Source organism: Dyadobacter sp. BE31 (genome assembly GCF_031457695.1).
GTDB lineage: Bacteria > Bacteroidota > Bacteroidia > Cytophagales > Spirosomataceae > Dyadobacter.
Genome location: NZ_JAVDXA010000008.1, coordinates 132,907 through 154,707, shown reverse-complemented (window position 1 = coordinate 154,707; position 21,801 = coordinate 132,907). Strand labels below are relative to the sequence as shown.

The 21,801-nt window shown below is 51.2% G+C and carries 20 protein-coding genes; 13 read left to right on the top strand and 7 right to left on the bottom strand.

The window, feature by feature from the left end:
- Positions 1-2 precede the first annotated feature (2 nt).
- From J2Y43_RS30605 to J2Y43_RS30585, 5 genes are read right to left on the bottom strand one after another with little or no spacing between them, the layout of a single operon-like run.
- Positions 3-749, bottom strand: coding sequence for an ABC transporter ATP-binding protein (locus J2Y43_RS30605; RefSeq protein WP_309991741.1), 747 nt, complete (start codon positions 747-749; stop codon positions 3-5).
- A gap of 7 nt (positions 750-756) precedes the next feature.
- Positions 757-1,668, bottom strand: a complete 912-nt coding sequence (locus J2Y43_RS30600) for an ABC transporter ATP-binding protein (protein ID WP_309991738.1) — start codon at positions 1,666-1,668, stop codon at positions 757-759.
- Positions 1,668-2,603: an HlyD family efflux transporter periplasmic adaptor subunit gene (locus J2Y43_RS30595; RefSeq protein WP_309991735.1), complete on the bottom strand. Its 936-nt coding sequence runs from the start codon at positions 2,601-2,603 to the stop codon at positions 1,668-1,670. Before J2Y43_RS30595 ends, J2Y43_RS30600 begins: the two co-directional genes overlap by 1 nt.
- An 18-nt stretch (positions 2,604-2,621) precedes the next feature.
- A complete protein-coding gene (locus J2Y43_RS30590; protein ID WP_309991732.1) occupies positions 2,622-3,908 on the bottom strand; it encodes a TolC family protein in 1,287 nt (428 codons plus the stop codon).
- Between the two features lie 58 nt (positions 3,909-3,966).
- Complete coding sequence (locus J2Y43_RS30585; RefSeq protein WP_309991730.1) at positions 3,967-4,578, bottom strand: TetR/AcrR family transcriptional regulator; 612 nt, start codon at positions 4,576-4,578, stop codon at positions 3,967-3,969.
- A gap of 165 nt (positions 4,579-4,743) precedes the next feature.
- Between J2Y43_RS30585 and J2Y43_RS30580 the strand changes: the two genes are divergently transcribed.
- The 11 genes from J2Y43_RS30580 (at position 4,744) to hslV (ending at position 16,497) form a co-directional block, all read left to right on the top strand.
- Entirely contained in the window at positions 4,744-5,100 is a 357-nt protein-coding gene (locus J2Y43_RS30580) for a hypothetical protein (protein WP_309991727.1), read from the top strand.
- Between the two features lie 32 nt (positions 5,101-5,132).
- Positions 5,133-6,158, top strand: coding sequence for an HTTM domain-containing protein (locus J2Y43_RS30575; RefSeq protein WP_309991724.1), 1,026 nt, complete (start codon positions 5,133-5,135; stop codon positions 6,156-6,158).
- 126 nt (positions 6,159-6,284) lie between these two features.
- A complete protein-coding gene (gene lepA / locus J2Y43_RS30570) occupies positions 6,285-8,072 on the top strand; it encodes a translation elongation factor 4 (RefSeq protein WP_309991721.1) in 1,788 nt (595 codons plus the stop codon).
- 12 nt (positions 8,073-8,084) lie between these two features.
- Positions 8,085-9,782 (top strand): DUF6044 family protein, encoded by a 1,698-nt coding sequence (locus tag J2Y43_RS30565; protein WP_309991717.1) that lies wholly within the window; start codon positions 8,085-8,087, stop codon positions 9,780-9,782.
- 110 nt (positions 9,783-9,892) lie between these two features.
- A complete protein-coding gene (locus tag J2Y43_RS30560) occupies positions 9,893-10,624 on the top strand; it encodes a class I SAM-dependent methyltransferase (RefSeq protein ID WP_223408625.1) in 732 nt (243 codons plus the stop codon).
- Entirely contained in the window at positions 10,621-11,415 is a 795-nt protein-coding gene (locus J2Y43_RS30555; protein ID WP_309991713.1) for a class I SAM-dependent methyltransferase, read from the top strand. Before J2Y43_RS30560 ends, J2Y43_RS30555 begins: the two co-directional genes overlap by 4 nt.
- Positions 11,412-12,230 carry an aldolase/citrate lyase family protein gene (locus J2Y43_RS30550; protein WP_309991710.1) on the top strand — a complete coding sequence of 273 codons (819 nt, stop codon included), beginning with the start codon at positions 11,412-11,414 and terminating at the stop codon, positions 12,228-12,230. The genes J2Y43_RS30555 and J2Y43_RS30550 overlap by 4 nt, the downstream gene beginning before the upstream one ends.
- Complete coding sequence (locus J2Y43_RS30545; protein ID WP_309991709.1) at positions 12,227-13,171, top strand: D-2-hydroxyacid dehydrogenase; 945 nt, start codon at positions 12,227-12,229, stop codon at positions 13,169-13,171. The genes J2Y43_RS30550 and J2Y43_RS30545 overlap by 4 nt, the downstream gene beginning before the upstream one ends.
- Positions 13,171-13,917, top strand: a complete 747-nt coding sequence (locus tag J2Y43_RS30540) for a glycosyltransferase family 2 protein (RefSeq protein WP_309991706.1) — start codon at positions 13,171-13,173, stop codon at positions 13,915-13,917. Before J2Y43_RS30545 ends, J2Y43_RS30540 begins: the two co-directional genes overlap by 1 nt.
- A 233-nt stretch (positions 13,918-14,150) precedes the next feature.
- Complete coding sequence (locus tag J2Y43_RS30535) at positions 14,151-15,848, top strand: pyruvate dehydrogenase complex dihydrolipoamide acetyltransferase (RefSeq protein ID WP_309991703.1); 1,698 nt, start codon at positions 14,151-14,153, stop codon at positions 15,846-15,848.
- Positions 15,849-15,954: 106 nt separating this feature from the next.
- Positions 15,955-16,497, top strand: coding sequence for an ATP-dependent protease subunit HslV (gene hslV / locus J2Y43_RS30530; RefSeq protein WP_015815054.1), 543 nt, complete (start codon positions 15,955-15,957; stop codon positions 16,495-16,497).
- Positions 16,498-16,605: 108 nt separating this feature from the next.
- Here the strand turns inward: hslV and J2Y43_RS30525 are convergent, their stop codons facing one another.
- Both J2Y43_RS30525 and dacB read right to left on the bottom strand, forming a co-directional pair.
- Positions 16,606-17,472 carry a hypothetical protein gene (locus tag J2Y43_RS30525; protein ID WP_309991697.1) on the bottom strand — a complete coding sequence of 289 codons (867 nt, stop codon included), beginning with the start codon at positions 17,470-17,472 and terminating at the stop codon, positions 16,606-16,608.
- Positions 17,473-17,705: 233 nt separating this feature from the next.
- On the bottom strand, positions 17,706-19,184 hold the full coding sequence (gene dacB, locus J2Y43_RS30520; protein WP_309991694.1) for a D-alanyl-D-alanine carboxypeptidase/D-alanyl-D-alanine-endopeptidase: 1,479 nt from the start codon (positions 19,182-19,184) through the stop codon (positions 17,706-17,708).
- Positions 19,185-19,383: 199 nt separating this feature from the next.
- Between dacB and J2Y43_RS30515 the strand changes: the two genes are divergently transcribed.
- Both J2Y43_RS30515 and J2Y43_RS30510 read left to right on the top strand, forming a co-directional pair.
- Positions 19,384-20,805: an MBL fold metallo-hydrolase gene (locus J2Y43_RS30515; RefSeq protein WP_309991691.1), complete on the top strand. Its 1,422-nt coding sequence runs from the start codon at positions 19,384-19,386 to the stop codon at positions 20,803-20,805.
- Between the two features lie 39 nt (positions 20,806-20,844).
- Positions 20,845-21,801, top strand: coding sequence for an acetyl-CoA carboxylase carboxyltransferase subunit alpha (locus J2Y43_RS30510; RefSeq protein ID WP_106599223.1), 957 nt, complete (start codon positions 20,845-20,847; stop codon positions 21,799-21,801).

Below are 21,801 nucleotides of genomic sequence, written 5' to 3'. Positions count from 1 at the left end.
AACTAATCCCCTCTTTTTGCGCCGCGCGCGAGCTGATAAAACACCTCGTCCATCGACCGCGCGTGAAAGCTGTTTTTCAGGTTTGTCGGCGTGTCGAGGACTTCCATTTTGCCATCCACCATGATGGATATACGGTTACAGTACTCTGCCTCGTCCATATAATGCGTGGTCACGAAAACGGTAATGCCGCTATGGGCCGCTTCGTAAATCATATCCCAAAACTGCCGCCGGGTCACAGGGTCCACGCCACCGGTAGGCTCGTCGAGAAACACGATTTTGGGCTCATGCAACACAGCTACCGAAAAAGACAGCTTCTGCTTCCAGCCCAATGGCAGCGAGCCCACCAGCTTGTTTGCCTCGCTTTTCAATCCAAGCCGTTGAAGCAATTCTTCTGTTTTGGATTTGATACGCTCATCGGAAAGACCATAAATTCCCCCGAAAAACTCGATGTTTTCCAGCACCGTGAGGTTTTCATAAAGTGAAAACTTCTGGCTCATGTAGCCGATATTCCTCTTAATCTGCTCGGTTTGGGTGTACACATCATAGCCCGCAATAATCGCCTTACCCGAGCTGGGAGCGGAAAGGCCGCATAGCATGCGCATGGCAGTGGTTTTGCCGGCACCATTTGCGCCGAGGAAACCAAAGATTTCCCCTTTATGTACGTCGAATGTAATCTCGTTGGTAGCTACAAAGTCTCCGAACCGCTTGGTAAGCTTCTCGCAGACTATCACTTTGTCGTCCTGCATCATGGCGGTTTTAATGTAATAATTTGATAAATGAATCCTCTATCGTCACCTCCGCCTCTTTCAGTTCCACACCCGTAAGCCCGCGCTCCCTCAGGTACGCCTCCAATGCGTACGGGTCCGTATGCGCGTCGCGCAGCGTTGCATGCGCGTACTCGCCGAAAGCGTAGCTGTTCAGAATGCCCGGATACCCTTCGAGCGCTTTCAGTAATTGATACATTTCGTTGGCTTTAATGGCCAGCAACGGGTCGGGATAGCTGTTTACGATGCCCTGTGGCGTGTCGATGGACAATATTTTTCCTCCCTGGATGAGTGCAATGCGGTCGCAAAGAGAGGCTTCGTCCATGTAGGGCGTCGAAACGAGGATCGTGATATTCTGTTCTTTCAGCCTCCGGAGCATTTCCCAAAACTCTTTCCGCGAAACTGGGTCGACTCCCGTGGTAGGTTCGTCCAGAAACAATGTGGTGGGTTTGTGTATCAATGCACAGCACAATGCCAGTTTCTGCTTCATCCCGCCCGACAACTTTCCTGCACGCCGGTTTTTAAATGGCTCGATCTGCACGTAAATGTCTTTGATCAAATGATAATTGTCCTCGATCGTCGTGCCAAAGACGGTGGCGAAGAAATGCAGGTTTTCTTCAATAGTAAGGTCCTGGTAAAGCGAAAATTTACCCGGCATATACCCTACCGAACTTCGTATCTGCCTGAAATCCTTCACGATATCGTGCCCGTCGACTGTCGCTGAGCCGCTATCCGGCAGCAGCAAAGTGGTCAGCATCCTAAAAATGCTGGTTTTGCCTGCACCATCGGGTCCTATCAACCCGAAAAGCTCTCCCTTGTCCACCGAAAACGACACATCGTCCACTGCCACGGTCGTTTCCTTACCGTAAGTTTTGACCAGATTTTTGACAACAACCGCTTCCATTATTTCAATGCGACTTCGCCATACATGCCTATTTTCAAATACCCGTCATTCTTCATCCTGATCTTCACCGCGTAAACCAGGTTCGCACGTTCATCTTTGGTCTGAATGGTCTTGGGCGTGAACTCCGCCTTGTTGCTGATCCACTCGATCGTCCCCGGCAACTCACGGTACTGCCCCCCTGCGCTGTCCACGAGCACTTTAACCTGCTGATACAACTTGATACCCGTCAGCTGGTCACCCGTCACGTAGGCACGCAGGATGATTGTGGAGAGGTCAGCGATTTTGTACAAAGGCTTTCCCGCCACCGCAACTTCATTGGCCTCCGCATACTTCGTTAGCACGGTGCCATTCACTTCGTTGACAATCTTCGTTTTGGCGAGCTGATCATTAATCTGCTCGATTTGGACAACTAATGGCTGCACGTCCGCCCGCAGGCCGGAGGTTTGTGTTTTCAAAACCGATGTTTGCGCTGCATCCTGTTTACGGATCACGTCCAGTTGCTTTTGCAATTCTTCCACCTGTGCATTGATATCGTCCAGCTGCTTAGGCGTTGCCGCATCGGCTTTCAACAGACTCTGAACACGCTTTTGCTCGTGCAGCAGATTATCGAGGCGCACCTGCGACACGGCTATTTGCTGTTTGTAAACGTTTGTCTGCGCCGCAATGTCGGGCACGCGGCTACCGGTAGCCCTGATCTGCGCTTCGAGCTGCTTTTTGCGCAGCGACAATTGTAAACTATCGATATAACCCACGGTCTGCCCGGCTTTGAGTTCCTGGCCTTCTTCCAGGTTCAACGCCATAATGCGGCCGGTTGCCTCGGCGGACACGATTGTTTCCACAGCCTCGAATGTCCCGGAAGCGTCATATGGGTTCTCTTTTCCATTGCAGGCCGCCATCGCCGCAGCCAATATGATCAGATAAGAATAGGTTTTCATGTGCTTGTATTTAAATGCTTATTCAATGTTGGTTCCCAGGGTGTTATCCAGGCTATACTGCGCCATCAGCAGCTGAATGCCGTGCAGGATCTTGTTCAATCGCGCCTGATCTTCGGCATTCACTTCGCGCAGGAAGTCGTTGGTGTTGATTACACCGTTTTCGAGCTGAGCGGCGGCTGTGGTTTTGATGCTTTCGCGGAGCGTAATAATCTCATCGTCCGTCTGCAGCAGCTGGCTGAAACGGTCGAGCTCTGCGTTTTGCTGTTTGGCCGCCAGATTGGTATTAAAAAGAAATGTCTCCTTTTGAAGCTGAATGGCGTCCCGGTTGTTGCGGATCAGCTCACGGTCTTTCTTAATGGTGTATAATCCTGAAAGCGACCAGTTCAGCCGCAGCCCGGTAATGTAATAAGGATCGAAGCCATTGCTGAGGATATTCAACGCGGGCCGGCCGTAACCTCCCTGGAAAAAAAAGTTGAGTTTCGGGCGGTTACGAACATCCAGCAGCTGTGATTGAACATCCAGACTGCGGTTTTGGGCGTCGTACAATTTGAGCTCCGGCCGGTTAATATCGCTTCCTGCCGTCAGGTTCGCCGGCTTTTCCAGCACCGCCGAGCCGCTCAGCGGCTGCGCTATCAGCATTCCAAGCATTTCGAGGTACGCTTTACGGCTCGCATTCAAGTCGATGGCACGCTGGTCGGCTTTCAGCAGTTCCGCTTTCAGGGTGTTTGCATTGCTTTTGAATGCGGTCCCGTTGTCGATCAGCGCCTGTACTTTGCGAATACCCAGATTGATATCCTTTTTCAGCAAATCGTTCTGTTTCAGCTGCTCATCAAGCATTAATACGCCGAAAAACAGCTGGTTCACCCGCTCATTAAGCTTGTACAGTTCCACTTCCAGTTTCTGCGATTCCACTTGCGCATTCGCCTCATGCGAGCGTACGTGCGTACGAACATTGCCTCCGTCGTAAATCGTCTGGTTTACTTCGCCATAAACCTTGTACTGGTCTTTGCTAATGCTCGGGAATTCGACGCCCGGGAGGGAAACAGGCAGTTTAAATTCCGTCACGGCCGATTGGTAGGTGGCCTGCCCCTGCACGGTGAATTGCGGCAGATAGCCCTTCGCAGCATTGCTCACCGAGTAATCTCGCGTCTTTTCGATCAGCCCCTGCTGCCGGATCATCGGGTAGTTCTTCCGGGCCAGCTGGTAAGCCTCCCGGATCGTCAGCGGCCCATCCTGCGCACGCAAATGCATGGCTGTCAATGCCAATACACTGATTAGTATTGCGATTCTAAATCCATTAATCATTTTATTTATTCGATTTATTTAATCATTTGATTAATTTCTATGCAAAAAAATAGGGCTGCTAACCCTGATCCAATATCAGCTTCATCCATGCCGGAACCAGCTTTTTACGCTGCTCCATCAGCTGCCTGTACATTTCTTCATTGCCCAGGATAGGTTGGAGCACCGGCTTTGCTACAAACGGGAACAGGTTCATTCCCAACAGGTTCATCAGAAAATGAAATGGGTTAATATCACTTCTGCGCGTCATCAGCTGTTTGATAAAGACCGATTCGGTGAGATGCTTCCGGGCCTGAAAACGGTTTGAAAGCTGCTCGGGGTTGTTGCGGATTTCGCTCAGCACAAAAATCGGCAGGTCGGGATGTTCGAGTAGCATATTAATGTAGCTCTCGGTGATCTTTTCCAGCTTCTCCTCCAACGTCGTCGACTCGTCGTTTAGCACCGGGCCGAGTACGCCGAACAGCTTGTCGATCCGCTCTGCCATTACAATCTGGAATAGCTTCTCCTTGCTGCGGAAATAGTAGTTCAGCAGCGCCAGGTTAATACCCGCCTCCTCGGCAATATCTCTCGTGCGTGCATTGCCATACCCCTTTTTGGTGAATACAATGCTCGCCGCTTCCTTGATCTTCTCTTCCGTGCTCAGATCCAACTCCGCCTTTTTTGCTTTCGCCATCAGTCAATTTCCGTTTGATGCTTCAAAGGTAAATGCGATTTTCGGTTTAACCAAAATATTTAATCAAATGATTAAATATTTTGGTTAATACTCTTTTCATTAACTTTTACAAAAAAATACGGCAACCCTCAATAGCACTATGATCCGTAAATCTATCGCGCACTCATGACTTCATTATCTTTCAAAAAATGGCTTCCCGGAATCCTCTTTCTGTCGGCCCAAGTCATTAACACACTGTACGAACTCATGCAGGACACCCGGACGATCTCCTGGGCGCCGCATACCACGCAGGTTTTCTACCGGATCGACGCTTTCGAGAACGGCGTTACCTGGGACCAGCAGGCCGTCGAGGCCCGTTACGGGTTAGCTCAAACCCACTGGGAGGCCCACGCGCCGGGTAACATCAGGCGGCTCGTCAATTCGGTGGAAGCACAGGCCTCCGCCCATCCCGACAGCGTCAGGATCTCCTATCGCCGGAACGGGGCACCGGAACAAACCTATCTGTGGAAAGCCAGTCGCTGAGCTCTATGCGCCATCTTAATCCTTTCTATGTTATGGGAAAGGCCGTCGTTCCGGAGCTCGTGCTCGCAGTGCGAATGCTGGCTATCTATCTGCTTTTGACGGGAGAATTCCCTTTCAATGGCAACCAGGGCGGCGGCAGGTTCTATCCGCTTATTGAATTGCTGGACCAACTTGGTACCGACGAGCAGTTCAATCTCGGCGTCAGGCTGCTGTTCCTGAGCAGCATCGGTTTGCTCCTGTTTTCGCGTTTTGTGCGTATTGGCGCGCTGGGTGTCGGGCTGGCATTTGTCACCGGGCTGCTTTCCTGCCAGATATGCATCTCCGTGGCCCACCTTTTTACAGGTTGCGTGTTCCTGTGCACCGCGCTTAGCAACCATGTCACAGGCACGAGCCTGATCCGCTTTCAGCTTGCGGTACTGTACCTCGGCGCCGACCTGAACAAGGTTTTCGATCCCGATTGGTGGACCGGCGCCAGTATGGAAACCCTTTTGGTGACCAAACATCAGATACCATCCTACATAAAAGCCGCCGGGATGTTCCCGCGTGGCTTTTTGTCCCAGATGATGGGGATCGGGGTTATTGTATTGCAAATCAGTATCGCTATCCTCCTGCTCCGCCGGGCAACCGTCATTTATGCCATGCTCTTGGCGCTTGTTTTGCATTTACCTATGGTATTGTTAATGCACATGACATTCGGGCCGTTTCTCTTTGCGCTTGTTACCGCCTACGGTTCGCTGCTCACATGGCCGCAGCGACTGGCTTGCGATAACCGTTTGCACAGCAGCGTGCTCGTCAAATGGCTGACGCTGCTGGATTTTAATAGGCAAATGAGCCCCTGTGCCGGGAATGCAAAGGAGTCGCCGATTCGCTGGATCAGAACAGGCCTGCATTATATGGCACACCCTGCCATGTTGTTGTCCATGACCGTCCTGACTGCCGCTATGGTGCGCTATGGCCAATTAATTCCCCTAACCTTAGTCGTGGTGGCGGCGTGCTGGCTCTACGCGTGGCCGCAGCGGAAGCACGCGAGACGAGCGCCTTCGCCTGCCGGTGTGTGAGCACGCTTGTCATTTTTAGTTTGAACTTCTGTTTGAAAACGTCTTGAAATATTAATTACCCTCGTAATTTTGTGATTGCTTTGACCTGAACTATATATTCAAAGCATTGGAATAGGAACAACTTTCATGAAGAAAATCCGTAATTTTTGCATTATTGCCCATATTGACCACGGGAAAAGTACCCTGGCGGACCGTCTGCTGGAATTTACCAAAACTGTATCGCAGCGCGAAATGCAGGCGCAATTGCTCGACAATATGGATCTGGAACGTGAACGCGGCATCACTATCAAGAGCCACGCGATCCAGATGAACTATGTTTATAAAGGAGAAGAATATATACTTAACCTGATCGACACGCCGGGCCACGTGGACTTTTCCTACGAGGTTTCGCGCTCGATCGCTGCCTGCGAAGGCGCATTGCTGCTCGTAGATGCCTCGCAAGGTACCGAAGCACAGACGATCTCCAACCTCTACCTGGCGATCAACCACGACCTGGTAATCATCCCCGTTCTGAACAAAATCGACCTTCCCGGTGCCATGCCCGAGGAAATCAAAGACGAAATGGTGGACTTGCTGGGTTGCGAGCGTTCCGACATTATCCCTGCCAGCGGTAAGGAAGGCATCGGCATCGAGGACATCCTGAACGCGATCGTAGAACGCATCCCTGCCCCTGTGGGCGATCCGGAAGGCCCGTTGCAAGCATTGATCTTCGACTCGGTTTTCAACTCTTACCGCGGTATCGAGGTAATCTTCCGTGTGAAAAACGGCAGCATCAGGAAAGGCGATAAAGTGAAGTTCATGGCGACGGGCAAGGAATATATTGCCGACGAAATCGGAACCCTCGGTTTGCAGCAAATCCCCAAGCAAGTGGTGGAATGCGGCGATGTAGGTTACCTTATTTCGGGTATCAAAGTAGCCAAGGAGGTGAAGGTAGGTGATACTTTCACGCATATCGACCGCCCTGCAAGTGAAGCGATCGTAGGTTTCTCGGAGGTTAAGCCCATGGTTTTTGCCGGTATTTACCCGGTTGACACCAGCGAGTTCGAAGAGCTTCGCGAGGCAATGGAAAAATTGCAGCTGAACGACGCGGCATTGGTTTGGGAACCTGAAACTTCCGCGGCGCTTGGCTTTGGTTTCCGTTGCGGCTTCCTGGGAATGCTGCACATGGAGATCGTGCAGGAACGTCTGGAACGCGAGTTCGACATGACCGTGATCACGACGGTACCATCCGTACAATTCCGTGTGTTGACTACCAAAGACAAGATCCTAAATATCAGCGCTCCGTCGGAAATGCCTGAGCCTAACCATATTAAATACATCGAGGAGCCGTACATCAATGCACAGATCATCACTAAATCGGACTACATCGGCCCGATCCTGAACCTGTGTATGGACAAGCGGGGTATCCTCAAAAACCAGATTTACCTTACTGCCGAACGCGTGGAGCTGCAATTCCTCATCCCGCTGGCCGAGGTGGTTTTTGATTTCTTCGATAAACTGAAAACAATATCCCGCGGTTACGCTTCACTCGACTACGAACTGGCAGGTTACCAGGAATCGGACATGGTGAAACTCGACGTGATGCTGAACGGCGAGGCAGTGGATGCATTGTCGGCGATCGTACACCGTTCAAAATCTTACGAATGGGGTAAAAAGCTTTGCGAAAAGCTGCGCGAGCTGATCCCGCGGCAAATGTTCGAGATTGCCATCCAGGCAGCCATCGGACAGAAAATCATCGCCCGTGAAACCGTGAAAGCCATGCGGAAGGACGTTTTGGCCAAATGTTACGGCGGTGATATTTCCCGTAAACGCAAGCTCCTCGAAAAACAGAAGAAAGGTAAGAAGCGGATGCGCCAGGTGGGTAGTGTAGAAATTCCGCAGGAAGCATTTATGGCCGTTTTGAAGATCAACTAGTAATTCCACGATATGAAAGCAAAATACCAGCAGTACTACCTCAGAGGGTTATTGCTGGTATTTTTGCTTTATCATGCACCCACCATCTTCCTCGGGCCGGGGGCATTCTTCAACGCTTTCGATTCCCTCGATTCGTTTGTGGTGTGGTACCGGCTCGCCACGCAGCAAGCCTATGCGTGGGCGCCCCCATACGCGATCATCGAGCCCTTTATGGGAGGGGTGCCGAAATTCACGTTGGTGAGCACTTATAATGTGTATTACTGGCTCAATCTCCTGCTGCCGACTTTTACCGCTTTCCAGTTCTACAATGTCTTTATCAGCGGCGTCGCGCTGATCGGCATGTGGCTGCTTTGCAGGCGGCATTTGGGAGCTAACGAGCCTGTTTCGGCCTTTCTCGCTTTATCATTTGCATTTACTCCCTTCCTGCCGACCTGGGGACTGAGCATTGCAGGCCAGCCGCTCCTGTTGTTTGTCATCCTGAATATCCGTAAAGGCAGCCCGGCCATCTGGAACTGGCTGATCCTGGGCGCGTTTCCGTTTACCTCCAACTTTCAGTCTGCGGGGGTGTTTATCCTGTTCGCATTCGGCGTACTGATCGGCGTGGATTTCATTCAGAAACGCCCTGTCAAAATGCTGCTGCTGGCTTTTGTGATCCTGCTGGGCGTGTATCTGATCACGAAGATCGACCTGATCCAGAATTTACTCGGAGGCGAAGGATTTGTGTCGCACCGGATGGAGATGCGGCGGTTTCCGGTGTCGTTGGGTGTTTGCTTTAAGATATTCGCCCGGTATTTCCTGCTCGGGAATGTGGATGTGGCTTTGTCGCTGCACACGTTCGTACTCCTGCCGTTTGTGTGCCTTGTTTATGCTGTACATATCGTTCGCAAAAAGGAATTGCCGCTAAGCCTCACTATCACACTCGGCATTATTACGCTGATCTGCTTTTATATTGCTATCCTTAACTGGGAACCGCTGGTGGAGCTTCGGAACAACTCCGATCTGCTGCGGATGTTCAGCCTGGAAAGGTTTCATATCTTTTTGCAATTGCTTTGGCATATTGCGGCTGCGCAGGCATTGCTACTGATCGCTCCCGGCTATCAAAGTCGGGTTTTGGCCGTGGTGGCAGTCATGCAGCTTGCGGTTTGCTTCGCCTACCAGCCTACGTATTACGAACGCTTCGTCAAAAAATTCGTCTCCATTGTTCCTTATCACTACATATTTACCTACGAGGATTACTATGCCGAGAGGATGTTTGACAATATCAAAACGGCGATTGGCAAGCCGGTAGAGACCTACCGAGTGGCCAGCATCGGCATTCCGCCGGCAGTGGCCCAGTACAATGGCATGTGGACGATCGACGGATATTCGAGCAACTATCCGCTTCCTTACAAACATCAGTTCCGCAACATCATCGCCGACGAACTCGAAAAGAACGGTAACAACCGGGGCTTCTTCGATTTTTGGGGGAGTCAGAGTATTGTCGTCTACGATCAGGGACTACCCTATTTTGAAACGCATATGACTCGCGGCAAGGCCCCTTCCGCGCGCCAGATTACACTCTCGCATGAGGCTCTGCGGAACCTGGGCTGCAATTATATTTTGTCTGTGGAAAACATCGCTAACCCCGAAAAATCAGGCCTGCGCAAACTGGCGATATTCCGTTCGGCGATTTGGCATGTGAGTCTTTATGAAGTCATTAACAATCAGTGACGTATATGTAACCGAAAATTATTTATTACCGGTTAAAAAGTCATCGCTCACGCGTTGCCCATTGGGGACATTTTTGCGTATATTCACACACCAAAAGATCCCCATTCTTTATGAGCATCGTAGTCTCCAACATCAAATTTCACAACAATCAGCAGCTCGACTACTTCGGGCATAAGATCAAAAAAACGATGATCCCGGTTTCTTCGCCTTACGTGCGCAGGCATGTGAAGGAAGTAATCGATTTTGCGGGGATTAAAAAATCCGACAGGATTATCGACGTGGCTTGTGGAATGGGGAAGTACACGCTGAACTTCTTGGCCCAGGGCTACCGGGTGGAGGGGCTCGATTTGTCGCCATTCCTTTTGCAGCAGCTATTGGTTTATAACGACAACAAATTCCCTGTCAAGCTCCACGCCGCCGACATTTTGGATGCACCCGAGGAGCTTAACGACCAGTTCGATGTGGTAATGGGTTTCATGGCCCTGCATCATTTCCACAGCCTGCATGCTTGTTTCCAGGCCATGTACCGGATATGCAAACCGGGCGGAAAGCTCGTATTTCTCGAACCGAACGCCTACAACCCGCTTTATTACCTGCAAATCGCACTCACACCGGATATGTCGTGGGAAGGGGACAAAGGCGTGGCGGACATGACTAAAAAGAAGCTGTTCAGTGCGATGGATTATGCAGGCTGGAAGAATTTGAAAATGAAAAGATTTGGTTTTTACCCACCCTTCCTCTCCAATACTACATTGGGCCAGAAAAGCGAACCGGTCCTGGAAAAAATCCCGGGATTGAACACTTTTCTGCCATTCCAGATCATCACAGCAGAAAAAAGATGATTGAAGAAAAAAGAGAAAAGTGGCTTGTTTCCTACCCGGACGACGGCAACTCGGTGTGTTTCGAAATGGAAGACATGTCGTTCTGGTATCAGCACCGGAACGGATGCCTGGTCGAGGCGATGAAGGCGAATGGTTTTCCCAAAGATTTCCTGGACATCGGAGGCGGCAACGGCATTACCGCATTGGCCATGCAGAACGCGGGCTACAACGTAACGCTGGTGGAACCCTACGCTACCGGGATCGAGAATGCCCGGAAGAGAGGGATCCGGTCGACGATCCAGAATACTTTGGAGGAATACGTAGCCAAAGTTAATGGAACAGCCCCGGCGGCTGGGTTCTTCGATGTGATGGAGCATATCAGCGATGATAAATCCTTTCTCGAAAATATTAACCGGCTGCTTACTCCCGACGGGCGGATCATGCTCACAGTACCCGCGTTTCAGAGCCTGTGGTCCGAAAACGACGTGCAGCTGGGGCATTTCAGGCGGTACACCCTCGAACAACTCTCCGCATTACTTGCAGAGGCTGGGTTTAAGGTCACTTACGCCACCTATTTCTTCTCGCTCGTGTGGGCACCTATGTGGTTCGCGCGCGTATTGCCCGAAAAATTCGGGATTAAGAAAGATAACACTCCGGAAAAGAAACGGAACGAACATATGGCTGGCCGCCCTGCCACCGCGCGTTTATTGAGACGCCTGCTGGGCTGGGAAGTAAATGCCATACGAAACAAAACAAGAATCCCATTTGGGACCAGTTGCCTGATCGTTGCACAGAAAACAAGAGCCTTGTGAAGCAAAATTTACACAACCATTTCCAGCTCTTTCTATTCTCGACCGACCCGGCGATCGTCCGAACGGCCATCGCAGCGGGCGTGGACGGCATCATCGTCGATTGGGAGAATCAGGGAAAGAAGCTCAGGCAGGAGAATTTCGATACACAGATCAATTATGACACGTATGAAGATCTGTGTCGTGTGCGGGAAGTGACGCCGGCAGGCCAACTGATTTGCAGGATCAACGGCTTCTCACCCGAGTACACTTATGAGGAGGTCGAGCTCGCATTGCGCGCGGGGGCCGATGAGATCTTCCTGCCGATGGTCAGGACGGTTGCCGAAGCACGTGACACCTTGCAAATGATCGGCGGGCGGGCCGGGTTCAATATCCTCATTGAAACGACCTCGGCACTCGACTGCGTCACCGAACTCAGCAAATTGCCACTCCGCAGGGCCTATATCGGGCTCAACGACCTGCATATCCAGCAAAACAGCAGGAACATTTTCGTTCCGCTCATGAATGGCACGGTAACCGACATTCGAGAGCAGTTCGCTATACCGCTCGGTGCGGGAGGTGTAACCTATCCGCCTAACGGCCAGCCGATCGCCAGCAAATACCTGATCAATGAATATGCCCGCCTTGGCATCGATTTCAGCTTTCTGCGCCGCACATTCATTAAAGACTACGCCCATCACAGCATGGAACACATGATCCATCACATCCGGGCTGCGTACGACGAAGCACGCAGGCGGCCCGGGGAGCAAGTGTCCGCAGATTTCCAGGCTTTCCGCGAGCAGGTTGAAAGCTGGACCACCAATCCGCACCACGCATGATCCTTCTGATGTATGACCCGGTACAGGCACACTTGCAGCGCCTGCAACAGGCCGCGCCGGATCAGGAAATAGCCATTGCACATTCACTGGAAGAAGCGCAGAAGCTTATTACAAACGCTGAGATTGTGCTGGGCAACCGCTATTTTATCCAAAGTCTTCCCTTTGCCGGGAAGCTCCGCTGGATGCAATCCAATTCTGTGGGAGTAGATATTATATTAACCCAAAAACAACTGCTCCTCGAAAAGGCTGTTACCCTTAGCTGCGCCCGCGGTGTGTACGACGCCGAGCTGGCCGAACATACCGTCACGCTTTTGCTGGCGCTCTTGCGCAATATTCATTTGCTGCGCGACGAGCAGAATGCACATTCATGGCAGCGGCACAGGTTACGCACATTGCATGGCAGCCGGTGCCTGATCCTGGGATGGGGCAGCCTTGCGCAGGAGATCGCGCGGCTGATTACAGCAATGGGCGGACATGTTGCCGCGGTAAGAAACCAACCCGAAGACTCAGAGGCACAAGGCATTTCAATATTTGGGCAACAAAACTGGCAGGCCCAGCTGCCCGATACCGATGCACTGATCATTTGCCTTCCTAAAACTCCGGGAACACACCATTTTGTAAACGGGGCTATTCTGGACCAGCTTCCTAACCGGGCATTTGTGATCAACATCGGCAGGGGTGGCACGCTCGACGACCATGCATTACTCGAAAGGGTGCAAGCAGGCCAACTCGCCGGTGCCGGGCTGGACGTATTCGAAGAGGAGCCGTTAGTTGCCTCGCATCCGATGTGGGCGGAACCGCGGATACTGATCACCCCGCATGTAGGCCGCAGCCTGGAAGGACCGGAATTTAAATGGCAGCCGCTTTTTGAAGAAAACCTCGCACGCTACATGCGCGGAGAAACGCTGCTGAATGTCGTCAATTACGAAAAGGGCTATTGATGATCAGCATTGTTATTCCTGTATATAAAAGTGCTTCCACGCTGGCGGCCCTGCACGAGCGGATCAGTCAGGTGGCTGCATTGCTTCCGGTTTCATGTGAAATCGTGTATGTCAATGACGCTTCTCCCGACCATTCGCTGGCTATCCTTCAACAACTGCCGCCCACAGTCTCCTATCATATTGTTAATCTGAAAAGGAATGCCGGCCAGAGCAGCGCGTTGATCGCCGGAATGGCATTTGCGAAGGGAGAACTCGTTGCCACAATGGACGCCGATTTGCAGGACGAGCCTGAAAACCTGCCCACGCTGATCAACGCATTAAAACCGGGCGTAGATGTAGTGTTCGGGAAACGCCAGGGGAAGTATGAGTCGCCCGGACGGCTGCTTACCTCCTATTTTTTCAAAGGAATGGTACATTGGTTCTCTCGCAGGAAAATACCGATGAATGCGGGGCTTTTCATGGTAGCGAGAAAGGATGCGACAGGTGGCTTCACGTCCTATTTGCCCCATGCTCCCTACCTTATCGGGCTGATCGCCAAAACAGGTTTGCAGTGCGCCACGGTAACCGTGGAACGCCCGGGGAATGCATTCGGCGAAACTTCCTATACTTTCAGAAAACGCATGCGGGTCGCCCGCAGCTTTTTCCGTACCCTTCGGCTTCCAGTCCCAAAACCGGGCCCGGAAGCTGCTGAATGGCTAAATTCACATCTTTTGGCCGATCATTTATATATCGCCCGAAAGCAGTGAAAGCACGTTGCGAGGATGCTGTTTGAGGCGTAGCAAATTGATAAAAACGCTCCAAACCGCCATACCACACTGATTATCAAGCATTACAAGAAGGATGAATTTCCCGAGCGAGGGCTTCAACTACCAGGAGGGGCAATTTTATAATGTCAAACATCTCTCCTATTCACCTTTTATTGTAATTTTGACCAAAGTCTGAATTTCGACCAAGAACAAAAAATACCTTAACAAGCGATATGGCAGAAGTAATTCGTATGCCCAAGATGAGCGACACCATGGAAGAAGGTGTTATCGCGGAATGGCACAAAAAAGTAGGTGATAAAATTAAATCCGGTGAAGTGATTGCTGAGGTGGAAACCGACAAGGCAACCATGGACCTCGAATCTTACTGGGACGGTACCCTTCTATATATCGGCGTGAAAAAAGGCGACGCAGTACCTATCGACGGTATCATGGCGATCGTGGGCGCTGAGGGCGAAGATTACCAATCGCTGCTCGACGGTGCCAGCAACGGAAACGGATCAGCTCCTGCGGCTGCTTCTGCCTCGCCAGCTGCTCCTGCTGTTGAAACAGTAACACCACAACCCACCCCTGCTGCGGCAGCCCCGGCCGTGAAACCTGCCGTTTCTACCGAGAAAATCAACGCTGCAGTAGTTCGCATGCCTAAAATGAGCGATACCATGGAAGAAGGTACGCTGGTTTCTTGGCAGAAAAAAGTAGGCGATAAAGTAAAATCAGGTGATATCCTGGCCGAAGTTGAAACCGACAAGGCTACGATGGAACTGGAAGCATACGAAGACGGCACGCTGCTTTACGTAGGCATTAAAGAAGGCGATGCTGTACCTGTTGACGCGATCATCGCGGTAATCGGTGAAGAAGGATCGAACGTGGAAGCATTGCTGGCCCGCGAAAATGGCGAAGCACCTGCTGAAACTGCTGCTGCGCCGGCACCGGGTGCCGCTGCACAAGCTTCATCGGCACCAGCCGTAAATGGCTCAGAGAAAGCCGTTTCAGTGGCAGATTCCAACGAGCGCGTAAAAGCATCTCCATTGGCAAAACGCCTGGCCGACGAAAAAGGCATTAACCTGAGCGAAGTTTCAGGAAGCGGCGACAACGGACGCATCGTAAAACGCGATGTGGACGAGTTCAAACCTGCTGCACAAGCATCGGCTCCGGCTGCCGCTCCGGCACAAGCTGCGCCGGCTGCTGCCAAAGCGGAAACGTCACCTGTTGCCTCTGCACCTGCGACGGGAGATTTTGTCGATACTCCAATTTCGCAAATGCGCAAAACCATTGCGCGCCGCCTGAGCGAAAGCTTGTTCACTGCGCCTCACTTCTACGTGACCATGGAAATCAACATGGACAAGGCTATGGCATTGCGCCCGCAGCTGAACGAAGTGGCTACCGCGAAAATCTCTTTCAACGACATGGTGATCAAAGCTTGCGCCGTGGCATTGAAGCAGCATCCTGCCGTAAACTCCGCATGGCTGGGTGACAAGATCCGTAAATACAACTATGTCAACATCGGTGTAGCCGTGGCAGTGGACGAAGGTTTGCTGGTACCTGTTATCCGTGAGGCTGACAAGAAAACGCTTTCTGCCATTTCGGGTGAAGTAAAAGACCTGGCCGGCAAAGCGAAAGATAAAAAACTGCAACCGAAAGACTGGGAAGGCAATACATTCTCGGTATCGAACCTAGGTATGTTCGGTGTAGACGAGTTTACAGCGATCATCAACCCGCCGGATTCTTGTATCCTGGCGATCGGTGCGATCAAGAAAGTGGCTGCTTTCAAGGAAGATGGAACGGTTTACCCGACCAATATCATGAAAGTAACGCTTTCGGCCGACCACCGCGTGGTAGACGGCGCTACCGCAGCTCAATTCCTGCTGACAGTGAAGAAACTGTTGGAAGAGCCAATGAGCATGCTGGTTTAACCCCAATACAAATGCATGAAAAAGTGTCAGGCCCGCAAGGTCTGGCACTTTTGTTTTCTGAGGGTTTTGTTTCAAACGCGACAAACATTTGCATTCAAATATCAATATGGAGAAAATACACGCTACTACCGTCCTCGGGGTATTGCACAACGGAACTGTCGCACTAGGCGCGGACGGCCAGGCTACAATGGGCAACACGGTTGCCAAGAGTAATGTAAAAAAGATCCGCACGCTGCAAGGCGGCAAGATACTCGTCGGCTTTGCTGGCTCTACGGCCGATGCATTCACCTTGCTGGATCGTTTTGAAGAAAAACTGAATGGCTACGGCGGCAATATGAAGCGGGCTGCCATTGAACTGGCCAAAGACTGGCGCACCGACCGCTACCTGCGCAAGCTCGAAGCGATGATGATTACTGCTAATAAGGATGAAATCCTGGTCATTTCAGGAACCGGGGATGTTTTGGAGCCCGAGAATGGCATTGCATCCATTGGTTCCGGCGGGAACTTTGCATTATCGGCTGCGCAGGCATTGAAAAAGCACGCTACGCATTTGAGTGCAGAAGAAATGGTAAGGGAAGGGCTGACGATCGCGGCCGATCTTTGCATTTATACCAATCACAATCTGGTGATCGAGAAAGTAGTTCAGTAGTGAAACGGATGGCGCGAAGCTCCCGCTTCGTGCCTCCTATTCGCAGGCCTCCGGCCGGTCCGAACATTCCGCATACAAAATACGCGAACGTAATTCCAGGATATTGTTCTAACCTTCTCGGTAGCTTTCGATAAGGCGGACAGCCTCCTCCTTCATTTTCTCAAACATACTGGTAAATTCACCGCAACGCTCGCTTGCTGTCGGATTATCAATTTTCACAAAACCTGCCCGCTTGCCAAGGAATTCATACTTACCATTGTAGGCCCAGCAGAGATCAAACGAGGCCCCGGCTACATTCGGCAACGCTGCTTGCAGAAATGCATATTCCCTGGTACTGAACGTATTCCTGCCTACCCTTATCTTACTCAGATTTTGCAAATGTAAAACCGGAAGTAACGCGGGATACTCTGTCTTGTTAGTAACGAACCCCAAGGAAAAGACTTCGAGCTTGGGTAATTCCCTCAGAAACTCAAAATTTTCAATTGGTTGGTTCCAATCAAGTGTGCCATCAATATGCAAATACCTCAAACTGTCACATCCGCGTAACCCGTCGAAGCTTGAAACCCTTCGAAGATTTTCAAAATGCACAGATTTCAGTTTTGGTAATTTCGAAAGCGGTGTGAGGTCTGAAAATCCGGATACATATTCCAGAACCAATTCTTCCAAATCCGTCAGATCTCCTATAAACTCGATGTCGGTCGCGCGAAAGAATGATAATCGTAGCCTTTTCAAATGACTTAGTCTTCGAACAGCCTGAACCTGCTCTTTGTTCGGGTCATGTAGCGTCAGTTCTTCCAGATTAGGCAAATCCAAGACCTGCGTCCAGTGCTCCTGATGTTTGTTGATCGTCAGTATTTTTACGGCGCTTTTGTTTTCCATGTCGGCAGGAAGCCCCCGGAAATACCTTTCGATATTTGGGACGATTGTCCAATAATCGCCCGTTCTGTCCAAATGGTCGCCGAAATGGTGTTTCATTTTATACTTTGGTTAGACTTCATCAGTTCTCTTAGAGGTGCTTTCGAGTTGACGTTAGTTGCCTACGGCATTTCAGTTCAAACCGTATACATTCCCTTTTCTACCAATATTACGTCGCTAACGCGACTCTTCACTTGCATTACGAGTGACGTTAGGCACGTAACATTGGTAGAAAACGGCGCAATCCAAATTCAATGGAATCCCGTCAGGGATGTAACAACAATTACAATTCCTCACAACTCCGCCATCAGCGCCATCAGCTTCACCAGCGAATCGGAAATAACCCGATTGCTCCCCGGCACGTACTTGTGCGCGATGATTGTAAAGCTCAGTAACGCGCCCGATTTTGCATTCACATACCCCGCAAACGCCCGCGTACCCTCAATAGACCCGCTCTTCGCATGCATATTACCCGCCGCGCGCGAGCCCTTTCCGAGATTACGCACCGTTCCGTTTTGTCCCAGAATGGCGATACTTTGGTAAAAATCCTTAAAACTTACATCCTTGTTGGCCAGCTTGAGAATGTCCGTCAGGCTACCGGCGGTGATGGAGCCGGAAGGCGATAACCCACTCCCGTCTTTAATATAAAACCCCCTCAAATCCGCTCCCCTCACCGACCAGTAGCTGGTAATGGCCGTTGCCGCGTCGTCGAACCCCGAACTGCCCGAAAGCCGCTTGCCCGATTGCTTGAAAAATACATCGGCAAAGAGGTTAATACTCCAAAAATTGGCCTGTTGGCACAGTTCGCGCAATGGCGGCGATTTGTACTCGTCGATAATCTTCTTTGGATTGGGCGTAAGCAACCCTTCATTGCCCGGTACAGGCTCCGCTTCTGCTACCACCACTCCATTGCCCGACAATGCATTCTTCAATGCGTAGGCAGTGTACCACGCCGGATCAGGAATGGAGCCTTTTACCGTAAAAACCGCATTGCCAGCCGGTACCGTGCCAGTGAGCAGCACATTGTTTCCGAGCGGGCTGCTGTAAATGATCGTCTGGTCGCCCGAACCGCGCTCACCGGTTGTAACCTGATTGGTAAAAGACAAATATGGAATCGCAGGTTCCGTACCGACGACGGTCGTGGGATCTCCCGGTTCTACGCCGGGTTTGAATTTTACCCGGTACAGGTTTTCGTTGAAGTTGAGCCCCTGGACGCCTGCACCATAGTAATTTCCCATATCGCCCCATATCCACGTACTCGCGACAGCTTCCTTATCGAAAAAAGAAGCATCGGCAATGACTTTGCCTTTGATGTATTTAATGCCCGCCTTTTTCACCGCCGCGACCCACCGGCTGATCATTTCCGATGCCGTAGGATAACCCTTGAACCGGTCACTTCCGAGTGACGGATCTCCCGTTCCGTGAATGTAGAGGTTCCCAGCAAGCGTGTCGCCGCGTAGCACACCGTCGTGTTCGAGGAAAGTCTGGAATTTGAAATCACCGCCGAAGAGCGCGAGGACCGTTGCCGTCGATACGAGTTTCAGGGTGGACGCCGAAGGCAGCGAACGCTCCGCATTCAATGCAAATACGCTATTACCCTCTTTTACGGCCTTTATACTCACCGCGAGCGAGCCGCTCCGCATGAATTCGCTGTTTTGCAGTTCGAGCACGGCATCGCTGAAACGGATCAGTCCGGTGCTGTCGATGAGCTGCGCCGACGCCGCGCGGCCTGTCAGGAGTATGCAAAGAAAAAGAAGGGTGGTTCTCATCATATTAAATATTCGCCAGGCACAAAATTTATGCCGCTTCTTCTAATCTAGTAACTAATGTCCGTTTCTCAGGCTGTTTTTTTGGTACTTTTGTAAGATATTAGACAAACGATTAGTAGTTTACAAAGAAATGAGACAATAGTGATATTGATTTTTCCGCCAGATGAAAAATGCAATATAGCTTTCACCCCATACTATTTATATGAAATTGACATTTTGGGGGGCTTCGCAGCAGGTCACAGGTAGTATGTTCCTTTTGGAATCGGACGACTACCGCATCCTGATCGACTGCGGCTCCGATTTTGATCTGGATGAGATCGGTAAGAAAACAAGATATGAACAGCAGAAGAGCGTTTTCCCGTTTGAACCCAGTCTGATCAACACCGTACTGCTCACACACGCGCACATTGACCACTCAGGGAACATTCCGAACCTGTACAAGGAAGGTTTCGAAGGACGGGTGGTTTGTACCGAGCCTACCATGGCCCTGACGTCGCTTTTGCTGAAAGACGCGGCCAACCTGCACCAGAAGCGCCTCAATTCACGCGTTAACTCCAAAAAACGAAGCGGTAAGAAAAAGCGGGAAGTGCCTATGGATTACTATGTTGAAAAACATGTGATCGAGGCGATGGACAACTTCGTGCCCGTGGCATTCGGGCAGCGCTACCGCATTGCCGACAATGTGACGGTTACCTATTATGCGGCCGGCCATTTGCTGGGTGCGGCACATATTGTTTTGGAGGTTTATGAAGATGGTGAGAAAAAGCGGCTGTGCTTTTCGGGCGACATCGGCCGCAAAAACTATCCGCTGCTGATCGACCCACAGGAAATCCCGCAGGTGGATTACCTGATTTGCGAATCGACTTACGGCAACCGCCTGCACGAAGACAAGCGCGGAACGGTAGAAACCCTGGCGGATGTGATCAAACGCACCTGTATCGATATCCCGGGCAGGCTCATTATCCCGTCATTCAGTGTCGGCAGGACGCAGGCATTGCTTTACACGCTCAACAAGCTGTACCTCGACCGCTCATTTCCGTACATTAAAGTATTTTCCGACAGCCCGTTGGCCCATAGCAGCACGAAGGTTTACCAAAAGCATTCACGGATGCTGAACAAGGAGGCGCGCGACTTTAAGGAGGAGAACGATATGCTCTTCGATTTCGAAAACCTGATCTACCTCGAAAGCGCCGATGCGAGCCGTGCCGTTTCAAACTATAACGAGCCTTGCATTATCATTTCGTCGTCGGGAATGGTGCAGGGCGGGCGCGTGGAAGCGCACGTGGAGGCCAATATCGGCAATCCTTATGCGACGATCCTGATGATCGGTTATGCTTCCGAAGGAACCCTTGGCTGGCGGCTTTTGAACGGGCAGGACACGATCTCTATTCGCGGAAAGCAGTATCCGGTCTTGGCTAATATTGAAAAAATTGACGTATTTAGCGGCCACGGAGACCAAAACGACTTAATTAATTTTGTAAAAATGCAGGATCCGGAAAAACTGAAACGTGTTTTCCTCGTCCACGGAGAGCAGCAAAGCATGGCTGAGTTCCAAAGTAAGATCCAGGAAATCGGCTATCATTCGGTGGAAACGCCGTTGAGGGGCACTACTTACGAACTCTGACCTCACCTGATCCCGCCCACTAATCACAGAACCTGAATTATGAGAACATACCTCGATTTTGAAAAGCCTATGGCCGAGCTCGAACGCAAGCTCGAAGAAATGAAAGCGTTGGCGAATGAAAACAATGTGGATTTTTCGGACGCCATTGCGTTGCTGGAAGGCAACATCACCAACCTTCGAAAAGAAATATTTGAAAACCTCACGCGCTGGCAGCGTGTGCAACTCTCCCGCCACCCCGATCGCCCCTACACGCTTGACTACATCGAACTGATCTGCGACGAGTTTATCGAATTGCACGGAGACCGCCAGGTGCGCGACGATCCGGCCATTATCGGTGGTCTGGCCAATGTCGGAGGGCAGTCGTTCATGCTCATCGGGCAGCAAAAAGGCCGCAACACCAAGCAGCGCCAGCACCGGAACTTCGGTATGCCGAACCCGGAAGGTTACCGCAAAGCTTTGCGCCTGATGAAACTGGCCGAGAAATTCAATAAGCCTATTGTGACGCTGATCGACACGCCGGGTGCATTCCCGGGCATGGAAGCCGAAGAGCGCGGACAAGGCGAGGCGATCGCACGCAACCTGAAAGAGATGTTTATGCTGAAAGTGCCCGTGATCTGTATCGTGATCGGCGAAGGCGCTTCCGGCGGTGCATTGGGTATTGCCATCGGCGACCGCGTGCTGATGCTCGAAAACACCTGGTACTCGGTAATTTCCCCTGAAAACTGCTCGGCGATCCTTTGGAGAAGCTGGGATTTCAAGGAACAGGCTGCCGAAGCGATGAAAATCACGGCGAAGGATATGACCAACTACAAGCTGGTAGACGGCATTATCGCCGAGCCGCTGGGTGGTGCCCACCTCGACCACAAATGGATGGCCGAAGAGCTGAAAAGAACAATTCTCGAAAACATTGCCGAACTCGGCGCCATCAGCGAGCAGGACCGCATCGATCAGCGTATCGATAAATTCTGTGCAATGGGCGTGGTAGTAGAAGCGTAA

Coding starts and splice junctions, on each gene's coding strand:
- J2Y43_RS30605 (WP_309991741.1), bottom strand. CDS start 749: ATGATGCAGGACGACAAAGTGATAGTCTGCGAGAAGCTTACCAAGCGG.
- J2Y43_RS30600 (WP_309991738.1), bottom strand. CDS start 1,668: ATGGAAGCGGTTGTTGTCAAAAATCTGGTCAAAACTTACGGTAAGGAA.
- J2Y43_RS30595 (WP_309991735.1), bottom strand. CDS start 2,603: ATGAAAACCTATTCTTATCTGATCATATTGGCTGCGGCGATGGCGGCC.
- J2Y43_RS30590 (WP_309991732.1), bottom strand. CDS start 3,908: ATGATTAATGGATTTAGAATCGCAATACTAATCAGTGTATTGGCATTG.
- J2Y43_RS30585 (WP_309991730.1), bottom strand. CDS start 4,578: ATGGCGAAAGCAAAAAAGGCGGAGTTGGATCTGAGCACGGAAGAGAAG.
- J2Y43_RS30580 (WP_309991727.1), top strand. CDS start 4,744: ATGACTTCATTATCTTTCAAAAAATGGCTTCCCGGAATCCTCTTTCTG.
- J2Y43_RS30575 (WP_309991724.1), top strand. CDS start 5,133: ATGGGAAAGGCCGTCGTTCCGGAGCTCGTGCTCGCAGTGCGAATGCTG.
- lepA (WP_309991721.1), top strand. CDS start 6,285: ATGAAGAAAATCCGTAATTTTTGCATTATTGCCCATATTGACCACGGG.
- J2Y43_RS30565 (WP_309991717.1), top strand. CDS start 8,085: ATGAAAGCAAAATACCAGCAGTACTACCTCAGAGGGTTATTGCTGGTA.
- J2Y43_RS30560 (WP_223408625.1), top strand. CDS start 9,893: ATGAGCATCGTAGTCTCCAACATCAAATTTCACAACAATCAGCAGCTC.
- J2Y43_RS30555 (WP_309991713.1), top strand. CDS start 10,621: ATGATTGAAGAAAAAAGAGAAAAGTGGCTTGTTTCCTACCCGGACGAC.
- J2Y43_RS30545 (WP_309991709.1), top strand. CDS start 12,227: ATGATCCTTCTGATGTATGACCCGGTACAGGCACACTTGCAGCGCCTG.
- J2Y43_RS30540 (WP_309991706.1), top strand. CDS start 13,171: ATGATCAGCATTGTTATTCCTGTATATAAAAGTGCTTCCACGCTGGCG.
- J2Y43_RS30535 (WP_309991703.1), top strand. CDS start 14,151: ATGGCAGAAGTAATTCGTATGCCCAAGATGAGCGACACCATGGAAGAA.
- hslV (WP_015815054.1), top strand. CDS start 15,955: ATGGAGAAAATACACGCTACTACCGTCCTCGGGGTATTGCACAACGGA.
- J2Y43_RS30525 (WP_309991697.1), bottom strand. CDS start 17,472: ATGAAACACCATTTCGGCGACCATTTGGACAGAACGGGCGATTATTGG.
- dacB (WP_309991694.1), bottom strand. CDS start 19,184: ATGATGAGAACCACCCTTCTTTTTCTTTGCATACTCCTGACAGGCCGC.
- J2Y43_RS30515 (WP_309991691.1), top strand. CDS start 19,384: ATGAAATTGACATTTTGGGGGGCTTCGCAGCAGGTCACAGGTAGTATG.
- J2Y43_RS30510 (WP_106599223.1), top strand. CDS start 20,845: ATGAGAACATACCTCGATTTTGAAAAGCCTATGGCCGAGCTCGAACGC.